We start from the raw sequence: 19,330 nt of genomic DNA on the forward strand, positions 1-19,330 counted from the left end.
TGCAACCGCAACATCGGGAAGGTGGGTTTGTCGTGAGCCACGAAATCAGTGTCGCGGACGCCTACAGCAAAGGCCGCACCATCTTCATGGGGCTGGAACTGCTCGTCGCACCCGGGGCACTCGTGCCCCGGCCGGAGACGGAGTTGCTGGGCACGGCCGCTCTCACTGCCTTGCGTCAGGTGAACATGGCGGCGCCTCGCATTGTCGACATGTGCTGCGGCGCGGGCAATCTGGCTTGCGCCATCGCGCACCATGCTCCCGCTTCTCGCATCTGGGCGAGCGACCTAACTGATGGATGTGTCGAGGCCGCGCGCCGCAACATCACCCATCATGGGCTGGCAGACCGCGTGTCTGTGCTTCAGGGCGACTTGTTCGAGGCCTTTTCGGGCCTGGAGCTTGACGGCACGGTCGACATGATCGTCTGCAATCCGCCTTACATTTCGGAAAAGCGGCTCGAGGGCGACCGCGCACACCTGACGGACCTGGAGCCGCGTGAGGCGTTTGCTGCTGGTCCTTATGGCCTGAGCATCCACATGCGCGTGATCAAGGACGCTCCACGTTATCTGCGTCCCGCTGGTATCCTGCTCTTCGAAGTCGGTCTTGGCCAGGATCGACAAGTCATGGGTCTGCTCGAACGCTCCAAGGCCTACGAGAAGATTCACGCGGTCATGAATGAGGACGGAGAGGGCCGAGTGGTCGTCGGTCACATGAAGAAACAGGCCTGAACCAGACTTTCGGTCGGATTCACTCATTGTCGCAATCCGACAGACTTTAACCATGCGAGTTGACGACGTGATCTGCCTGGGCAGGCATTCGCCCTCCCAGGCCGGTTATCCCCAGCTTGGCAGGCCAATTAGCGATATTACGGCTCACCGTCACGATTTCGCTGCATTTCTCTCAAATTTGTCGAACGTTAGCTGGGCGTAATGTTTTCGGGAGTGGGCGGGGCAACGAGAGGCAAGAGTTTGTCCAACACCTGCGGAAGCTATGACACCATGCGACATGCTGGCGTGCGAGACCGCATGTCGTGAGGGAACAGCGCGCGCAAGATTTACGCTCAGCCATGTTGGGTTGTGGGCCTGGGCTGGTTGGTATTGGCCTCTTTTCGGCAGTGATAAACGTTCTGGCACTGACCGGCTCCGTCTATATGCTGCAGGTCTATGACCGTGTGCTTCCCTCGCAGAGCGTTCCGACACTCATCGGATTCACGATCGGCATGCTGGGCCTTTATGCCATTTACGGGCTGCTCGATTTCGTACGGCTTCGCCTGTTGGTTCGCATAGGCAATCGACTCTACCGAAACCTGCAGCAAAAAGCCTTCACCATTTCACTGTCACTGCCTCTTCTTGCCGGGCAGGACGGCAACCGGGTGCAGCCGCTTCGCGACCTGGACCAACTGCGCGGCTTTCTTTCCGGCTTGGGGCCGACGGTTGTCTTCGATGCCCCATGGCTACCGTTCTATTTGGTGGTCATTTATCTGTTGCACCCTTCCCTTGGGCTGCTGGCAACCGCCGGCGCCGCTGCTGTCGTGATTTTGACGGTGGCGGCGGAAATCTTAGGCCGCAGACCCGCCGCTCGTGCATCTGAAACACTGATCGCGCAACGCGTTCTTGCGGATTCCGGCCGCCGCAATGCAGAGGTCGTTCAAGCGATGGGTCTCTCCGCCCGGCTCGGTCGGCGGTGGAGTGAGGTCAGCCATGCGTATCTCAAGAACCAAGAACGGCTGTCCGATATTGTGGGCGCAACAGGATCGCTGTCGAAAACACTCAGAATGGCCTTGCAATCAGGTGTACTCGGATTGGGCGCCTACCTGGTGATCGGGGGCGAGGCCTCGCCAGGCGTGATTATCGCGTCTTCCATATTGCTAGGCCGCTCACTGGCGCCGGTCGATGTGGCGATTGCAAACTGGAGAGGGTTTCTGGCTGCCCGCCGAAGCTATAGCGACCTGGCGGCTGCGCTGGATGCTTTCGGCAGCCAAAAGGCCCCTATGGAGCTGCCACGGCCGCAAGCACAGCTCTCCGTTGAGGAATTGACGATAGCGCCACCAAGCGCACAGAAGCCGACCGTTCTCAATGTAAGCTTCCGCTTGTCGAGTGGCGCCGGGATGGCGGTTGTCGGCCCGAGCGGATCCGGGAAGACAACGCTCGTTCGCGGTTTGGTCGGGGTGTGGAAGCCCCTTCGAGGCACGGTGCGACTGGATGGGGCGGCGCTCGATCAGTGGGATTCCGAACTGCTCGGCGCTCATATCGGCTACCTGCCACAGGACGTCGAACTGTTTGACGGATCAGTTGCCGACAACATTTCCAGGTTCGGGGGCGGGAGCGACCCTAAAGGTGTCATGGCAGCCGCCCGGGCAGCAGGCGTCGACAAGATGATCATGCGTTTGCCGGAAGGCTTTCAAACACGCATCGGAGAAGGAGGAGCGGCCCTGTCGGCTGGCCAGAGGCAGCTGATCGGGCTCGCGAGGGCATTGTATGGCGATCCGTTTCTTGTCGTTCTCGACGAACCAAATTCCAATCTGGATGTGGACGGCGACGTGGCTTTGGCAGGAGCGATCATGGCGGTACGCCAGCGCGGGGGCATCGTGATCGTCGTTGCGCATCGCCCCTCTGCCCTCGTCAACATCGATCAAGTACTCGTCATGTCCAACGGCATGGTCCACTCTTTTGGCTCGCGTGATGATGTCTTGGCAAATGTGATCCGCCCCTTCCCAAATCCGGAGAGGCCAACAGTCGTTCCGTTGCAGAAAAGTGCAGGCGGTCATGCTTGAGGAATTGCCCCGTGTCTGACGCGACCATTTCCACATATGCTGCCGGCGCAAGCCAATGGATCGGGACGGATCTAACCGAACAGCCGGATGGCATTCGAGCCAACCTGTTTCTGGGCTTGGCGACCACGCTCCTTTTGATTGTCGGCGGAGGACTTTGGCTGGGGTTGACCAAGATTGCCGGTGCCGTCATTGCGCCGGCCACGGTGGTCGTCGAAACCAATATAAAGAAAGTCCAGCATCGAACCGGCGGCACCATCGGCGGCATCTTCGCCCAGGATGGGGACCATGTGCGTGCCGGCGACGTGTTGGTCAGGCTCGACGACACGTTGACACGGTCAAACCTGCAGATCGTCAGTGAAGATCTTGACCGCGCCACCATCCGCCTGGCGCGGTTGGAAGCCGAGCGACAGGGTTTGCCGGAAATGCAGGTTCCACCCAGCCTTCGGGTGCGAATGGGCAACCCGCAGGTGGCGGCACTTGTCAATGGCGAGCGGGCTGTGTTCGAAAGCCGTGCTACGGCATTGGCCGGCCAGAAAGCGCAGTTGAAAAGCCGTTCACTGCAACTGGGGCACCAGATCGACGGCCTCAAGGCTCAGCAGGCTGCGACGGAGAACTCTCTGGATCTGTTGGCTCACAGCCTTGCCGACGTCCAATCGCTTTACGCCAAGAAGCTGGTGTCCAAAGAGCGACTGAGCAATGTCAGTCTGGAAGAAAGCCGAACCCGCGGCGAGTCCGGACGACTTGTCGCAGCAATCGCCGAGGTGCAGGCTCACATCAGTGAAACTGACCTGCAGGTGCTTCAACTCGACGAGCAGATGCGCAGCGACGTGACAAGTGAACTCCGCGAAACGGAGGCGAAGCGCACCGAGCTCGAAGAGCGCAAGATAGTGGCGGACGACGAACTCGCCAGGACCGATATCCGGTCCCCTCAGACGGGGACCATACAGGAATCCTCGATACACACGGTCGGAGGCGTTATTGGCGCTGGGGAAGTGCTCATGATGGTTGTGCCCGATACTGACAATCTCGTCGTGGATGCTCTCATTCCTCCAACCCGCATGGATGATGTTCACCCAGGACAGCGGGTTTCAATCCGCTTTCCTTCTTTTGACGTCGGAACGACCCCCGTTTGCGAAGGCTCCGTCAAGCGCATCTCTGCCGACCTGATCAAGGATCAGCAACGTCAGCTTTCGTACTTCTCGGCGCGCATCAACGTGGACAATGAAGCGACCTGCCTGACGGGAGAGAAAATACTCAAACCAGGCATGCCGGCCGAGGTCCACATAAGCACCGATGAGCGCAATGTCTGGTCGTATCTGTTGAAGCCCCTTACGGACCAGTTCTCCAGAGCTTTCAAACAGTAGGGCATTCCCTAAACCTGGCTGTCGGCCGGGTGAGGGTCTATTGGACTGCCACATTTTCGAGACCGCTGCTGAACCGCACCTCGATCGTATCTCCCGGTGTCACCTCGGTGTCTTCTTCGGCAGGTTGTTTGCGCCATTCTTCGCCAACCTTACGCACGATCGTGATCTGAGCCCGAATTGTTTCGCCAGCAACTGGCAGCGGCATGGCGGATGCACCAGTGGGCTGCAACTTCTGGCTGGCGGCGCGAAGCCTGGCGGTGGTATCGGCAAGTCGCACGTCGGTATCTTTGAGCTCGGTCAGCAAGCCGATCCTGCGCACATTGTCATTGCGCTCGCGCTGTCTGCGATAGTCCTCCTGTTGGCGCCGCGCCCTCATGAGTTCTACCGATGTTTGGAGTACCCCGTTGGAGGACAGAAGGACGGAGCGCCGGACGTCGGCGAGCCTGTTACTGGTCAGATTGCCCGCCTGGAACAATTTCGTCACCCGCGCCAGATCCTCTTCATCCGCCTTGACCCCGTCGCTCTCGACCTGCTCACGCTTTGTCAGAACCTCGATCTGTGCCGCCGCATCCTTGGCACCCTGATCTACGTAGCTTTGTTCCTGCTGGAAGTTGTCGAGGGAAATCTTCAGCCCTTCCGCCTCGGCCTTGGCAATTGCCGAACTGAAAGCTGCAGACAAGGGTGAGCCTTGAGGCGGCTGCATGTCGAAAGTCACCTGATCCTGCAGTTCGGCTCGAACGCGAGCACTATGGAAGTAATCTCGTGTGTATTCCCCCCAAAGCGACTCGTAGTCGCGCTGCAGGTCCACCGGGTCGGGACCAGCCTGGTTTGCCCGCGATCGCAAAAGGCTGACGCCACCTGACACCGCCACGGCCTGTCTCACGGTCATGAGCGGTCGATAGGCCTGCTGGCCCGGAGTGAGCACGTCACCAGTCACATAGATCGGACGATATTCCGCGACTATCGCCGTCACATCGCCTGGCTTGATGACGATCATCTGCTCTCGCCCATCGGGCAGGCGCTGGTGAAATATCTTGGTAGGCAGGATGGTTTCCATGCGAGCCTGCAATTCCGCCGGCGTCAGGCCGCCGACGGCCACCATCCCGACTTCGGGAAGCGCGATCGTACCGTCCATCTGGATTGCGGCACGCTGGGTCCGTTCAGGAATGGACGAAATTCCGATCTCGACGATGTCGCCGGGAGAAAGTTTGTAGGCACTTCGCACGTCCGCAGCGCCAGCCATATCGATGGCGCCCAGCATACCGAGCGCTACAAGAATGGTTCTACTCATGAACGCCATGGTCACAATCTCCACTAGTTGGATGTCGGCTCTTCCGGCCAATCGACTCGGGTGACGAAGTCATAGACCGGCCCGCCGGGCACGCCCCAGTTGCTGGCCCAGATCACCTGCGAACCGTCAGGGGACGGCGAGGCGTGGGTCTCGCTTCGGTAGTCAAAATCAATATTTCGCGTTTGCGCTATGCGCCGAACCTCTCCGCTGCCATTGAGGCGCAGCGCGATCACCTCTCGTGCATAGGGGGCCATTTCAGGACGGCTCGAGACCTCATCAGGATAGCCGCCATAGCTCAGGAACACCCAGCCTGGCTTGTCCAAGGCGCGCAGCGAAGCATGCATTGCCTCGCCATACTTCATAAGGGAAGTCACCTTGCCGTCAGACAGCCGGCGCTTGATCACCTGAAACTTGTCTGGATCGGATTTGCTGATGCCGACGTAGATTTCGCTTCCATCGTCATCGACAGTCATATCGCCATGGCCGGGCCGATGATGTTGTGTCCACCTCTGGCCCGGGGTGCCGTCGACAGAGAAAATAAAGGCCTGTTCGGTGGTGCCGTCTGCCACTTCCTGAATGCAAATGATGTTGTTGCCGAGCGGCGAAATCGAACAGTTGTCATTGACGCCAGGAAGTTGCCCAAGCGTGATATCGACGAACTTTTGCCGCAGCTTGAGATCGTATGCAAAGACAACTTCGGCGCCGTCCTTGCGAACCGCACGCACTGCGATACGGTTGCCGTCACGGCTTGGGTTGCCTTTGCCCGGTCCGAAGTGCAGATCGTGATAATCTTTTGAAGCAAACAGCACGTCCTCGCGATTGGTCCGCGGTGCCCAGGTCGATATTTTCTGGCCCTGAACGCAGATCATCAGCGCCGCGTCTCGAGGGTGCCATTCACATTCAGCCGATCGATTGCGCATGAAGATGGGAGCATAGGTGTGCCCGTCAAAGAAGCACATGCCGTTACAGCCGTTGGTAATCACAAGGAGGCTCTGATCCGAATTCCAGGCCTGGGCGCTTGAATAACGGTGGCTGCAATAATCATGTCCACAGGCGACGCCGTTGCCAAGCTGCCCTGGCTTGGTGATGCGGGTGAAGCTTGCGCCAACTATCGGATCGATGGCTGGGCGCAGGTAGTCGGGCAAGTCCATCGCTGGCGTCGCAACGAACAACGTCGAGGTGCTGCGCCCCTGACCTCCGGCGACATGCAGATCAAAGAATGCGACAGCGGCAAACAAGAACAACACCAAAGGATGCCGGTCACGAAAGGTCATGTCATGTAGCTCATCTCGCGGCGCACCCGGCCTTCGCTAAGGCGGGCGCGCCACCATTCGATGGTTCGCTCCAGGCCGTCGCGCAGACTGGTCCGCGCTCGCCACCCGGTTTGGCTTTCGAACTGCGAAGAATCGGCGAGCAGTGCACGGACCTCGGAATTCTGCGGCCGCAGGCGGCCTTCGTCTCGATGGACGGGCTTTTTTGAGCCGCTCAACTCAAGCACCAGCTTCAGAACATCTGCAACCGTCGCGGCGCGTTGGCTTCCGGCATTGTACGCATGGCCGAATTCGAGATCAGCCACACCGGCAGTCAGGAATGCGGCCGCGGTGTCTTCCACAAAAGTGAGGTCACGGATCGGGCTTGTGTCGCCGACCATGATCGCTGAACATTTGTTGTCGAGCGCCTGCCGGATGATGGTCGGCACGATAGCTCGTTCGCTCTGCCGTGGACCATAGGTGTTGAATGGCCGCATCGTCACGACGGGAACGTCAAACGACCTGGCGTAGGCTTCCGCCATCATATCGGCGCCAATCTTGGAAGCCGAATACGGTGACTGCCCCTGCAGCGGGTGCGATTCCTTGATAGGCATGGTTAACGCTGTGCCATAAACTTCGCTTGTCGAGGTGTGAACCACGCGCTCCGTCTCCCATTGGCGCGCAGCTTCCAGAACATTCACCGTACCCAGGATGTTGGTCTCCACATAGGATTGCGGAGCCGCGTATGAGTAGGGAATCGCGATCAGTGCAGCCAAATGGAACACGACGGCTTGGCCACGCACGATCCTGTTAAGGAATGCGCTGTCGCGCACGTCGCCCCGGACAAGCTTCAGCTGGCTTCGAATGTTGTCCGGCAAATCGTCGAGCCAGCCGTGGCTGTCGAATGAATTGTAAAGAGCCAGCGCCGTGACATCGGCTCCGTCGCGAACCAGTGCTTCGGTGAGATGCGACCCGATAAATCCATCGGCGCCGGTGATGAGAACTTTTTTGCCCTTATAGCCCATGACTGATTGTCCTCTTTCCTATGTCACACGCTGATCTTGCAGGTCATCAGAGCGCCCATTCGGCGGCGGCGGGACCCGGCCAAGAATTGCCAGAAAACCGCGTGCCATCCAGACAATGTCGGATGCGAGCGTGCGTCGGGGGTAATAGGACAGGTCGATCATGGCCTTGGCGGGAAACAACACCTCCCGGTAGTACAGCAGCGGATCCATCGACTGAGGGTAAAAACTGGCCTCGTTCCGGAAAAGAACCTGTGATGGACCGAGCAAGCCGGGCTTGTATCCCAGAACGGCCTCCGAGCCGCTATGGAAGCAATCCACGAAGGCGAGGCTTTCCGGTCGCGGCCCAACAATTGCCATCTCGCCTCTGAGGACATTCCACAGTTGCGGCAACTCGTCGAACTTTGTCGCGGCGAGAATCCGGCCTATTCTCGTCATGCGAGTGTCTCCGGCGACAGTCAGCGCGAGACCGTGAGGATCGCATCGCACATCGAACTTGCGAAACTTGTACATGCGAAAGGGCCGACCTCCTGCGCCGATGCGTGTCTGCGCAAAAAAAACTGGACGGCCGCCTTCGACTAGAAGAGCAATCGCAATCAGCAGCATCAGTGGTGCGAATAGGATGACAGCAGCACTGGCTACCGCTATGTCGATCGAGCGTCTCGCAAGCCCATGGGCTGAGCTTGGCACGAAACGTCGATGAAGGGATCGGTCCGTTGCATTCATGCGGCTGTTCCTGCCTGAGTGCCGCTGTTCACCGCCGCTGCCAGAGCTTCCACAACCGCTTCGACGACGGGCGATGTAATTTGGGGGTGAAGTGGAATTGTCAGCTCACGTTGAGCAAAGTCGTCTGTGCGCGGCAAGTGGGTCCCCGGGAAGAGCTCGCGGTAGAGCGTCATCTGGTGCACGGGCGGATAGTGAATGGTGGTCTGGATCCCTTGCGTGCGCAATTCGTCGATGACGTCTTGCCTGTTGGCGTAGCGCGGCAGAAGGATCGGCATGATGTGGTATGCGGACTTGCGCGGTTCGCTGAACGGAACTGTCACCGCCGGGCAATGTTTTGCAATGAGCCGCCGATAAAGTACGACCAGGATGCGCCTGATCTCATTCCATTCCTGCAGGTTTTGCAGCTGCACGAGTCCAATTGCTGCCCGCATCTCGTCCATGCGGTAATTGAAGCCGAGCATGGTCACGTCGTATTGCGGCGTTCGGCTGTTCAGCCGCTGGTGTGTTCCGGTGGTCATCCCGTGCCCGCGGGCCTGGCGAATCCGTTCGCGCAGTTCGGGATCTTTGGCAATGACAACCCCGCCTTCGGCGGTTGTCATGTTCTTGTTGCCATAGAAGCTGAAGGCGGCAGCGACGCCAAACGTCCCTACCTCCTTCAAGCCAGGAGCATGCGCGGCGTCTTCGATGATGTGCAATCCGCGGGCCCGGGCAAACCTCTGCCATTGTTCCCGATTGGCGAGGTACCCTGCAAAGTGAACGAGAATTATTGCCTTGGTGCGCGGTGTGCAGCGGGCTTCCGCTTCCGCAAGCGACATCAACGGCACGTCGGCCGATTCGATATCGACGAAGACCGGAGTGGCGCCGACATAGAGCACCGAATTCGCGGTTGCCACGAAAGTGAGCGAGGGAACCAGAACCTCGTCACCAGGGCCGATACCAAGTCCGTGCAAAATGAGATGAAGTGCTGCTGTGCAGGAACTGACTGCCACACAGTCCTCTGCGCCATGCATGCTGGCAAAGGCCTGTTCAAAGGCTCGCACCTGCTCTCCCATGGTCAGCCAGCCACTATCGATGACTTTTGATAGAGCTGCCTTCTCCGGGACACCCAAAATTGGGGCACTGACCAAGAGCATAATGTCCTCCTAGACTATTATCTGTGATTTGAACTCGTGACGTGATTTGTCAGGCCGCTGCCGCGGCAACCTCGATCGAAGCCGATTGCTCTTCCCAGGAAATGGCTTGGGCGTTTTGGAAGTCGTCCACGCGACCAATATCGAGCCACAGGCCCTCGTGTTTGTAGGTATGGACGACCGTGCCTTGCTGCATCATCTGCAGCATCAAATCGTCGAATCCGAATGCAATACCCGACGGAATGAATTTCAGAACATCGGGGTTCATGCAGTAGATCCCCATGCTCACGAGATGAGAAAGCGTTGGCTTCTCGCGAAACATCTGGACTGCATTGTCGACTTCGTCGATGACGCCAAAGTCCATCTTGATCAGGCGGTTGGCGGTAGCGATCGTTACCGGATCCTTGTGCTTGCGATGTGCCGCAATGAATCGGCTGAGGCTGAGATCGGTCAGAACATCGCCGTTGAGCACAATAAAGGGTTCAGTCAGTTCATCCCTGATCAGCGAAAGTGGCCCGATGGTGCCGAGCGGCTCCATTTCTTGAGTGTATCGTATCTTCAGGTTCCATTGCGAACCATCGCCGCATACGCTGCGGATAAGATGGCCGAGATATCCGGTTGTGATATAGACGTCTTCAATGCCATTGCGCCGCAGCCACTTCAAAAGCAGCTCAAGTACGGGGCGAGCACCAATCGGCATGAGGGGCTTCGGCAGGACCGATGTGAAGGGGCGAAGGCGCGTTCCCATCCCACCGCATTGAATAACCGCTTTCATCCGATCCTCCTGATTTATTGCCAAGTCGATGGTGGTGTCCGGGAAGGCGCGTTTGGGTCTTTTCAAACGTGAAGATCGGTTGAAATTCTTGCCGACCCCCCGCGCGTCAATCCGAGCATCATAGGAGGAACGGTAAGTGACCGTTGGCTGGATGTCGTCGTGCAATCGAATGGTAGCGATCCAACACTTCTGGTGTTCAATAGCCGTGCTGAAGGTAGGTTGGTCGGTCAGGCTTGAGGCCTGCCCCGAACGGCGGGCGAGCCATCAATGTCTGCCAAGATATTCAAACGTCCGTGACTTCCCAGGCCCCAAAACCAAGGATTTTGCGACTGCTGGAACGGTCTGCCGAACTCCAGCAAGACGCTGAAAATCCCAGCGAAATTTCCTTAGTTGGGGCTGAATTAGCGAGATTTAGAATCGGGCGTTCCACAACGCCAGGTAGGGCTAATTCAACATGGTTAAACGACATCTAAAAAAAACAGGAGAGTTTTCCGCTATTTAGTATTACATTAGCAAAAGTGATAGTTAGCGATACGCGGGTTCTGCTAACATTGCTTGGGTTGGTTCGACGAGTGGTTGGCCACGCTTCTGAATGCCTTTCACCGATCGATCTCCCAATCGTAAGGGATGTTTCAAGGGCCCAATTGTCCTTGTTCATTGGGCTCGAGTACGGGTTGGGGTAATGCAATGTATCGAATCGTCATTGCCGACGATCACGGTCTGTATCGTCGCGGCTTGCGACTGGCGCTAAGCGCCGGCATTCCGAGTATAGAGATATTTGAGGCTGCATGCTTCGATGCCGTGGTCAGCCTCTTGGCGGATCAGGCTCCCATACATCTTGCGATCCTGGATCTGAATATGCCGGGGCTGTTCAACCAGCAGGTGCTCGCCGACGTTCTGTCGACATACCCGGATACGCGCTTCGCAATCGTTTCGGGCAATGATTCACGTTCGGAGATATTGACGGCTCTGTCGATCGGCCTTCACGGCTACATCGTAAAGTCGCAAAAAGACGAAGAAGTCGTTTTGGCTGTGAGCGAAATTTTGTCAGGCCGCATCTACGTTCCGGCGCTCTTGTCGCGGACTTCTGCAGGCCAAGGGCTACACGCGCCCCCGCCCGAGAGAGCCTCAACTCAACCGCGGACCGGGACCGGCAGTCTTAGCAAGCTGACCTTGAGGCAGAGGGATGTCCTCAAGCTGATGGCCGAAGGCTATTCAAACAAGGAGATCGCTCGCCATCTTGACATCGCCGAAGCGACCACAAAAATCCATGCTGCTGCCATAATGCGTGAGCTTGGAGTGCGAAACCGGACCGAAGCAGCCCTTGTGCTGCAGAATTGGCTTTCGAAAAACGCGAGCTAGGATTCGATTTCATGCTGTGACAGGCGCAGCGAGTACCGCAACCCGTGGTCCAATATCTCCAGTTTGGAGGAGTGGCCGATAAGGGGTGCGCCATCGATCCCGATTATCATTGAACCAAAGCCATGGCCGATCATCTTGGCCTTCTTGCGTCGGCCCGATTCCACCCAGTGGAACACAATATCGTTTCCCTCACCTTCTGGAGCAAAGGACCAGGTAACCTCAAGCCGGCCTCCTGGCTCGCCAAGTGCGCCGTGCTTTACGGCGTTCGTCGTCAGCTCGTGAACCACCATTGCAAAGCTCTCTGCCGCACCGCTTAACAATATGATGTCAGGGCCGTCGACCACGATATCGCGTGTTCCCATGTAGAGTTGCAGCTCCCGGACAACCAGGTCGTCGAGCAGCACCGAAGCGCTGGTGCGGCGTGAAAGCAGCGTGTGAGTCGCTTCAAGGGCTCGAATTCGATCGATCAGGTCCTCCTTGTATTTGGCGACATTGTTGTCGGGAAAATCGACCATTTTTACCAGCGCGGTGATCACCGGGAAAAGATTGCTGAACCGATGGCGTTGTTCGAGCATTACGCGTTCCCGCTTCTTTACCGCTGCGCGCAGCAGCGTAGTCTGCCGGCGCTCTGTCAGGTCAGCTGCTACCCCGATGCGCAGCAGATGGTCATCATGTCTTTCCTCGCGCCCACGCAAAGCTATCCAGCGGATGTTACCGTCCGCTCGCCGGACGCGTATCTCGATATCGTGATTAGTAGTGGAGGCAGGTTCTGTCGTGGCTGCAAGCTTTGGCCAGTCCGCCGGGTGCACGACAGCAGCAAGATCTTGCAAGGGCCGGCTGGCGGCTGGAGGCAGGCCTAGAGTGTCCCAGAATTTGTCGGAACCTGTGACAGTCCCATCGGTGAGGTCGATTTGCCAAGTGCCCAAGCGGCCAGCAGAAAGCGCGAGAGAAAGCCGCTCCTTCTGCGCCCGGATCGCCTCGCGCGCCGTTCGTCGGTCCGAGATATCGTCGACAACCACGAACATACCCCCCGAAAGGACGCCGTCGGGCCGGGATGAAGACAGGACTACTCGAGCCCAGAATGTCGTATCGTCCTTCCTCAACAAACGGACCTCAGCACCGGAAGGGGTCGTGGCCTTGCCCTGACCTTCAATCAATATCAACATCGAATCCCGGTCGTCGGGATGAACAAGGCTCACAAGCCGCAATTGGGCGAGCTCCGCTTCAGTATAACCCGTCAGCTCACACAGCCGTCTGTTGGATTGCAGTAGCTCACCGTTCTCATTGGCGTTGGCAAAGCCCATGGCCGCACGTTCGAATGCCCACCGAAAGCGGCCTTCGGTCGCCTCTACAGCAGCGAGCCTGGACTCGGCGACCTCCACCGCCTTTCGCAGGTCTTGTCGGAGCCGGTGGAAGACAAATGCTATCACGCCACCCGACACCAGAAGGTAGATTGCCCGAAGCCAGTCCTCATTGGAGATCCGACCGCCAAGGATGTTCTGGGCCCACAGGCCGGCGCCGGCGATCGCCAGCGTCGCAGCGATCGCGGCTCGACGACCTTCAAGATACACGATGACAATTATAGCCGGAATAGTTTCAATAAAACTTGGCCCGAGACCGGTATGAATTATGCCATTTATTTCGAATATAATTGTGGCAACAAGCACCAATATTGAAGCCACGTGAGCTAAAGGTGTACCCAGCAAGCCGAAACCCAACCTACGCAAATGCGATCCCATGCACCAGTCTACATCTTTCGGTCTAGTCCGTCGAGGCTAGGAGGCAACCGCCTAACTAGTACCACTGCCGGATTGCCACACCCAAACACCAGATTACTATCCGTTCGACAAAGGAAAAACGCAGGAGATATCGAAGAGTTTCCGTCGGGTAGAAACACTGGGCTTGGGGTAGGAACAATGTCTCTGATTGATAGGCGCAACGACACCGTTGCGGGCGGGCGGTATGTTGTCTTGGGGAATAAATATGGTTGCGTAACGCGTACGACGGGGCGCACTCCAGATAGGCTGGCCGATGTCGGCGACTCGAAGCGCCGCGGCATGGAATCCGTCACCGGCATGCTTGACCGCATCGGCTGTGGGTATCTCGTCCTGAATCGCGAAAAGAAGGTGGTTGAATGGAACGCCGCCGCCCAGGACACGTTCGAACGCCAGGATGAAGCGGCTGGTACAGCCGCCGAGCTTTCGGCCGCACTAAGGCGCCTGGTTGCGAATGTTCCGGCCAACTTTCTGCCAGGCTCGCTCTCATGGGTGGTGATCCGCAGCGCCGGCGACCGGCCGGTGGTACTCAATGAAGGGGGGGTCGTTGCTCCTGATGGAACGAGCATCGTGGCATTGTTGGACCGCGAGAACAGATCGTCGGCCAATCCTCAGACATTGCAAAAGATGTTCGGCCTGACGAGTGCGGAGACCCAGCTCGCCATGCGCTTGGCCCAGGGGGATGCGCCCTTGGAAATCGCCCGCAGTTGGCGGCTTAGCCGGACCACGATCAGGTCTCAACTGGCGTCGCTCTTCGCCAAGACCGACACAAAACGCCAGGGGGAACTGGTGGCTCTTCTGGGGCGTATTTCCGTATTGCCGTGAGGGTTGCCGTCTCGATCGCGAGGCGGCGTCACTCGGAATTCTGGCCGCTGTGGAGCTGCCCTTGCGCAGCTCCCAGCCTGCCACGGCGCCACGGTCGGCCAGCTCGACGAGCTCAATCTTGAGGGGGGAAATTTTCGACATGGTCGGACAGAATTCCGAGGGCCACAGGGTGGGCAATGGTCAACGCGACAGGTCCGGTCCGGCGGAAGCAAAATCTGGACCAGCCCCATCGGACCGCGCAATCCTGCAACTGTCGCGGAAAGGTCCGATCGTCGTCACCGGCGCAGCGGGCTTCATCGGGTTTCATGTCGCTTGGCGGCTTTTGCGCTCCGGTGCGGAAGTTGTAGGGGTGGACAATTTCACACCCTATTACGATCCAAGATTGAAGGAAGCGCGATTTGCGCGCCTGTGCGCCGAGCCGGGGTTTACTCCGATGCGTCTGGATTTGGCGGATCGGTTGCCTGTGCAGTCGCTGTTCTACGACTTTCGACCATCGCATTTTGTTCACCTGGCTGCCCAGGCGGGCGTGCGTCATTCGCTGGTCGATCCGCATGCCTATGTACAGTCCAACATCGTGGCGTTTCTCAATGTCCTGGAGGGCTGCCGGCACGCCGGCGTCAAACACCTGGTCTACGCCTCGTCGAGTTCCGTCTACGGCGCCAATCAAACCATACCGTTTTCCGAACACCACGGCGCCAACCACCCCCTCAGCTTCTATGCCGCGACCAAGCGTGCAAATGAAGCCATGGCGCATTCGTACAGTCATCTGTTCGGCTTGCCCACGACAGGATTGCGGTTCTTCACCGTCTATGGGCCGTGGGGAAGGCCCGACATGGCGGTCTACGCGTTCACTCATGCAATCGCCCAAGGGAAAACGATCGCAGTGGCCAACGCCGGTCGTGTGTGGCGAGATTTCACCTACATAGACGACATCGTCGAGGGAGTGGTTCGAGTGCTGGCCACCCCGCCGCGTGCCGAACCGAATTGGGATGGTTTCGCAGCGGATCCGGCTACGAGCTCGGCGCCATATCGTGTGTACAATATCGGCAATGATCGGCCCGAGGAGATCAACCGGCTGATTGCAATCATCGAGACTGCCCTTGGTCGTCGGGCTCTTCGCACAGATGTGCCCTTGCCTCCCGGCGACGTCCTGGAGACTCGCGCCGATGTTGGCGATCTTCGCAGCGCCGTAAACTTCGCTCCCTCTACGGCCCTCGAGGACGGTGTTCAGCGTTTTGTCGAATGGTATCGACACTTTCATGGAGGCGATACTGTGGCCTCGTCAGAACAACAAAACCTCATGCCTGTGTAAACCATTGACCGCGGGTCCCACCCCGCCCAGCTCATCCCGTCCGATCCCCCATTCAAGACGTGACCTGTTACCGGCTGCTTCGGGCAGAGCTTCTTCTATGTCGGCGCGACGCGGCTATTGGTTCGAGCGCTCGCCGATCCAATCGGGGAGATGCGATCCATCCCAGACAGCAATGCGCGGATAAGCGGCTTGCGTATCGGGCTCTCGATGAAACGCCAGATCACGAACGAGGCAAGGAGGGCAGTCGCCACTACGAGAAAGAACGCGGCGTTCTTGCCGACCAGCGGGGTTAGGGCGTTGAGCGAGATGTAACCGATATATTGGTGCAAAAGATAAAGCGGATAAGTCAATCCGCCGAGCATCAGGACAGTCTTTGAAGGTGTTACCATAGAACGAATAAGTATTGCTCCTACGAAAATCCCAAAAACTACAGCTTTGGCTGCAAAGAGAGCAGGATAGGAAATGGCTACACCGTGATGCTCCAGCATCCAGCCATGGTCAAACCTGATAGTCTGGCAAGACACCAGGAATGCCACTGCAAGAAGGATGAGCGCCGCCGGCGAACGACCTTTTGCAACGATTTGTTGGGTCAGAATACCGAAGGCAAAGAAAGGCGCATAGTCGGTGATAAAGAGAACTCGTATTGCCATGCTCCCGAGGAAAAGCTCATTTCCTGCCGAAACTGCGAGCCAGATGGCAACGATGGCTAGTTTCCAGCGCTGAAACGCACCCGCAAGCATGAGCAGTGCGATCCAGCTGTAGAACACGATCTCGAGCATGATCGACCAGTAGACGCCGTCCATGGATGGCCTGTGGAATGCGCGGGCGAACATGGTAAGATTGGCGGCATAGGTCGAAACATTAGTCGGAAAACGGGGGTCGTCGGCGATTGAGAGAACGACGAACGTCACGGTCATGCAGACGAGGAATCCAGGATAAAGCCGGACAAAGCGCGCGACTGCGAATTCCTGCCAGGTTCGACCTTCGGCCGACCAAGTTATGACGAAGCCACTGATCAGGAAAAACACACTGACGCCGAGATAGCCGTAGATGGCAAACGGTGCAGCGGCTGCATATCCAACGTCGACATCGCCGGTTATTGGCCCGCGAAAAAGATAGTGAAAGGCCACAACCGCCAGGGCCGCAACCAATCGCAGCAGGTCGAGCGATGCCAGGCGCGATGAGTTGTTGCTCGCCTGTTGCATTACTACCTCCCCGGTCGCGTCATCCCTTTGCCGGATGATCAGCGGCCTGATCCTGTGTCATGCCCACAGCGCCATAGAGAACCCGCCAAGCGAGCATTGAATAGTGATTGCCGCATCGAGGCACATCATCGTGCGTTTGCATGAGGACGCCCTTCCATAAACTGAACCCCAGAAAGGATTCACAAATGTCCAGAAGGGACGTCGCCGATGGATAATTCGCATGCCGTCTGCATCGCTCTGAATTCGAGCGACCGGAAACGCCTGTCCGGACGCGGCTCCCGGCCGTCAGGTCAACGCAAGAACCAATACCGTTGGTGACTTTCGACCGGGCGCGCCTTGAGTGACATCAATGCAAAGATCAACCCGGGAATGATCCTCAGCCGCTTGCGGATATAAATCGCCATCGCCACATTCCAGACCACCAGGGCAAGCGCGAGCCCCACGGCCGCGCCCAGTGGACCGTAGATTTCAATACCCACTGCACAGCCTATGACGCCAATCGCAGCGCCGACTATCATGGTTATGGCCGCGGCCCATTCATTTCCGGTCATGGTCAAGAGGTTCAACTGGGGTCCGCAGAGCGCGACGAAGACATATCCGAGCATCAGCACGCGCGCGATGGGCGCCCCTGTGCCGAAATCCTCACCAAACCAGCTCAAAAGAGGTCGCACGATCACAAGCAGCGGGAGCGCCATCGCTATGGCGCCGGCTGCGGCAAGCAAGGTCGCTCGCGAAAACAGCGCCTGCAGGGCTTTGCGATCGTTTTGAGCATAGAGGGTAGCTGCAGTGGGCGAAAACATTGTGGAGACGGCCACCAGGGCAAGGCTGACAAGCAACGCCACGTTGAGGCCCAGGGCGAAAATGCCCGCGTCACGGATATGCCCAGTCCAGCCCAGCACCATGACCCCAGCCCTGTTGATAAAGACATCGAGCCCGGCCATGAGCATAATAGGCGGAACCACCGCCCACCAGTCTTTCGATGCGTCGGCAGGTTCAGCGTGCCGCAAACCGGGAGGCTGGAACCTTGTGGCCATTATGAACACCAGTCCGACCGTTACGCCCGAACTTGTCAGCACTGCTTGCATCACCAATGGGGCATTCAAGGTCCACGCGCCGGACAGGGCGGCAACTCCAAGCAACGTCAACAACAACCCGTCGCGCACAATGCGTTCGGGCAAAAGGGCTGAGACGCCGCCCCCGAATGCACGAACAAGTGCAGCCCCCAATGCGGAGGCGGTGACCAAAGGCACGGCTGCCATGCCGAGAAGCTGGCTGATCTCAAGTTCCTTGTTGGAAGGACCAGAAAACAAAAAGATGAAAGTGGCGCCAGTCAGACCGAATAGAGTCGCCACCGCCAGCGATCGTTGCACAGCAAACCGGATTACACCGTGCGCCAGGTCAAGTCGACCTTGGGCCCGATAGGCGGATACGAAGCGCAGCAAGGATACGTTGAAGCCGAGCGTTGCTAGATAGGCAAGAACCGAAGTCCAGGACAGGACATAGGAATAGATGCCATAACTTGTGGAGCCGACGATGCGCGCAATCAGCAACTGCGCCAAGCTGGTCAGCCCTGCGCCTGCGACATAGATCATAAGAGCAAAGATGGCGGCATAGCCGAGGCTACGGGTCAGATCTTCCTTCTTCGGCAAAATGGTATCTGCAGCTGCAAGAGAAGTTGCAACATTTTGTGCGGTTATCGTACCTCCACACTCCTCAATATAGCATCCTACGCCACCTTCAAGCATTGGATGGCCTGCTTCGCCGCGTGGCAAATATCTGACCCCATCGTGCTGAATCTTTGAGATTATCTTCCGTGCGATGCGCTGAATGCTCGCCAACGACGACCGATCATTGAGCGTCTCAACAGGAAGAATATTCCTTTCGTTTCCGAGCAGAATATCATTTATGTTTTGAAATACACCAAACGCTCGCATGCTTGTGTCGAGATCCGCATCGAGAATTCGCTCAGCAGGAGCATCGTGCTTCATCCGCTCCCGCAAGCGTGTCTCCACGATGGGACGTGGCAGAACAACTCTGAGCGTAAAATCCGCCACCGGCGTGAGTTTTAGCGTCCGTGCGATTGCAATATTATCAGCCGCGCCGTTGAAAATCGCCAGCGATGCAACTGCCTGAACATATCCCTGCTCGAATATTATTATTTCTTCGGATTGCTTCGCCTCATCCCAGGTATGAGAAAGTTTCAAAATATGTTGCCACACCCTAGCCCGCCATATGAATTTCTTTGGCGGAATAATTCTTATCATGGCAAGTGACAGCGAAAGATACTTTACTAAGCCTCTCGGTGATATCAGTACACTAAAGGCCGAAAATATTGCCGCCCCGACTCTAAAAAGAAATAGGAATACTCCAAGGTCGACACTGCCCCCCCTCTTTCTGCGCTGACGACTGTGGACAACCCTCGTACGGTAGCCTTGTCCACGCAACCGTCCTGCAAGCGCATCAGCAAAGGCTGCCTTGCCGGATCCAGGCGGTCCGAAGAGTTCGATGATCATTTGCCGCAAC

At 57.7% G+C, this 19,330-nt stretch carries 15 protein-coding genes; 6 read left to right on the forward strand and 9 right to left on the reverse strand.

Annotated elements, in window-relative coordinates:
- The first annotated feature begins 32 nt into the window (after positions 1–32).
- The 3 genes from ACYHH6_RS30620 to ACYHH6_RS30630 all read left to right on the forward strand — a co-directional run bounded on the left by ACYHH6_RS30620 (position 33) and on the right by ACYHH6_RS30630 (position 4,134).
- A complete protein-coding gene (locus ACYHH6_RS30620; protein ID WP_352586391.1) occupies positions 33–725 on the forward strand; it encodes a N5-glutamine methyltransferase family protein in 693 nt (230 codons plus the stop codon).
- 338 nt (positions 726–1,063) lie between these two features.
- On the forward strand, positions 1,064–2,770 hold the full coding sequence (locus ACYHH6_RS30625; protein ID WP_352586409.1) for a type I secretion system permease/ATPase: 1,707 nt from the start codon (positions 1,064–1,066) through the stop codon (positions 2,768–2,770).
- An 11-nt stretch (positions 2,771–2,781) separates the two neighbouring features.
- Positions 2,782–4,134, forward strand: coding sequence for an HlyD family type I secretion periplasmic adaptor subunit (locus ACYHH6_RS30630; protein ID WP_352586390.1), 1,353 nt, complete (start codon positions 2,782–2,784; stop codon positions 4,132–4,134).
- A gap of 37 nt (positions 4,135–4,171) precedes the next feature.
- Here the strand turns inward: ACYHH6_RS30630 and ACYHH6_RS30635 are convergent, their stop codons facing one another.
- The 6 genes from ACYHH6_RS30635 to ACYHH6_RS30660 are packed head-to-tail and all read right to left on the reverse strand — an operon-like array spanning position 4,172 to position 10,328.
- Positions 4,172–5,434 (reverse strand): polysaccharide biosynthesis/export family protein, encoded by a 1,263-nt coding sequence (locus ACYHH6_RS30635; RefSeq protein ID WP_352586389.1) that lies wholly within the window; start codon positions 5,432–5,434, stop codon positions 4,172–4,174.
- 14 nt (positions 5,435–5,448) lie between these two features.
- Positions 5,449–6,699, reverse strand: coding sequence for a hypothetical protein (locus tag ACYHH6_RS30640; RefSeq protein WP_352586388.1), 1,251 nt, complete (start codon positions 6,697–6,699; stop codon positions 5,449–5,451).
- Positions 6,696–7,700 carry an SDR family NAD(P)-dependent oxidoreductase gene (locus ACYHH6_RS30645; protein ID WP_352586387.1) on the reverse strand — a complete coding sequence of 335 codons (1,005 nt, stop codon included), beginning with the start codon at positions 7,698–7,700 and terminating at the stop codon, positions 6,696–6,698. Before ACYHH6_RS30645 ends, ACYHH6_RS30640 begins: the two co-directional genes overlap by 4 nt.
- Before the next feature lie 18 nt (positions 7,701–7,718).
- On the reverse strand, positions 7,719–8,423 hold the full coding sequence (locus ACYHH6_RS30650; RefSeq protein ID WP_352586386.1) for a sugar transferase: 705 nt from the start codon (positions 8,421–8,423) through the stop codon (positions 7,719–7,721).
- Positions 8,420–9,556 (reverse strand): DegT/DnrJ/EryC1/StrS family aminotransferase, encoded by a 1,137-nt coding sequence (locus ACYHH6_RS30655; protein ID WP_352586385.1) that lies wholly within the window; start codon positions 9,554–9,556, stop codon positions 8,420–8,422. Before ACYHH6_RS30655 ends, ACYHH6_RS30650 begins: the two co-directional genes overlap by 4 nt.
- A 49-nt stretch (positions 9,557–9,605) precedes the next feature.
- Positions 9,606–10,328 carry a nucleotidyltransferase family protein gene (locus ACYHH6_RS30660; protein ID WP_112559397.1) on the reverse strand — a complete coding sequence of 241 codons (723 nt, stop codon included), beginning with the start codon at positions 10,326–10,328 and terminating at the stop codon, positions 9,606–9,608.
- Positions 10,329–11,015: 687 nt separating this feature from the next.
- Here ACYHH6_RS30660 and ACYHH6_RS30665 point away from each other — a divergent pair.
- Positions 11,016–11,690 carry a LuxR C-terminal-related transcriptional regulator gene (locus ACYHH6_RS30665; protein ID WP_352586384.1) on the forward strand — a complete coding sequence of 225 codons (675 nt, stop codon included), beginning with the start codon at positions 11,016–11,018 and terminating at the stop codon, positions 11,688–11,690.
- Here ACYHH6_RS30665 and ACYHH6_RS30670 read toward each other — a convergent pair.
- On the reverse strand, positions 11,687–13,396 hold the full coding sequence (locus ACYHH6_RS30670) for a PAS domain S-box protein (RefSeq protein ID WP_352586383.1): 1,710 nt from the start codon (positions 13,394–13,396) through the stop codon (positions 11,687–11,689). The two genes, ACYHH6_RS30665 and ACYHH6_RS30670, sit on opposite strands and share 4 nt — an antisense overlap.
- Positions 13,397–13,747: 351 nt before the next feature.
- Here ACYHH6_RS30670 and ACYHH6_RS30675 point away from each other — a divergent pair, with 351 nt between their 5' ends.
- Positions 13,748–14,290, forward strand: a complete 543-nt coding sequence (locus ACYHH6_RS30675; RefSeq protein WP_352586382.1) for a helix-turn-helix transcriptional regulator — start codon at positions 13,748–13,750, stop codon at positions 14,288–14,290.
- A 244-nt stretch (positions 14,291–14,534) separates the two neighbouring features.
- The gene (locus ACYHH6_RS30680) at positions 14,535–15,602 is read left to right on the forward strand and encodes an NAD-dependent epimerase/dehydratase family protein (protein ID WP_352586408.1); all 1,068 of its coding nucleotides are present in this window, start codon (positions 14,535–14,537) and stop codon (positions 15,600–15,602) included.
- A 95-nt stretch (positions 15,603–15,697) separates the two neighbouring features.
- Here the strand turns inward: ACYHH6_RS30680 and ACYHH6_RS30685 are convergent, their stop codons facing one another.
- Positions 15,698–16,807, reverse strand: coding sequence for an acyltransferase family protein (locus ACYHH6_RS30685; RefSeq protein WP_352586381.1), 1,110 nt, complete (start codon positions 16,805–16,807; stop codon positions 15,698–15,700).
- Positions 16,808–17,097: 290 nt separating this feature from the next.
- Positions 17,098–19,320: an oligosaccharide flippase family protein gene (locus ACYHH6_RS30690; RefSeq protein WP_352586380.1), complete on the reverse strand. Its 2,223-nt coding sequence runs from the start codon at positions 19,318–19,320 to the stop codon at positions 17,098–17,100.
- Between the last annotated feature and the right edge of the window lie 10 nt (positions 19,321–19,330).

It is taken from the genome of Mesorhizobium sp. P171375 (assembly GCF_057786075.1).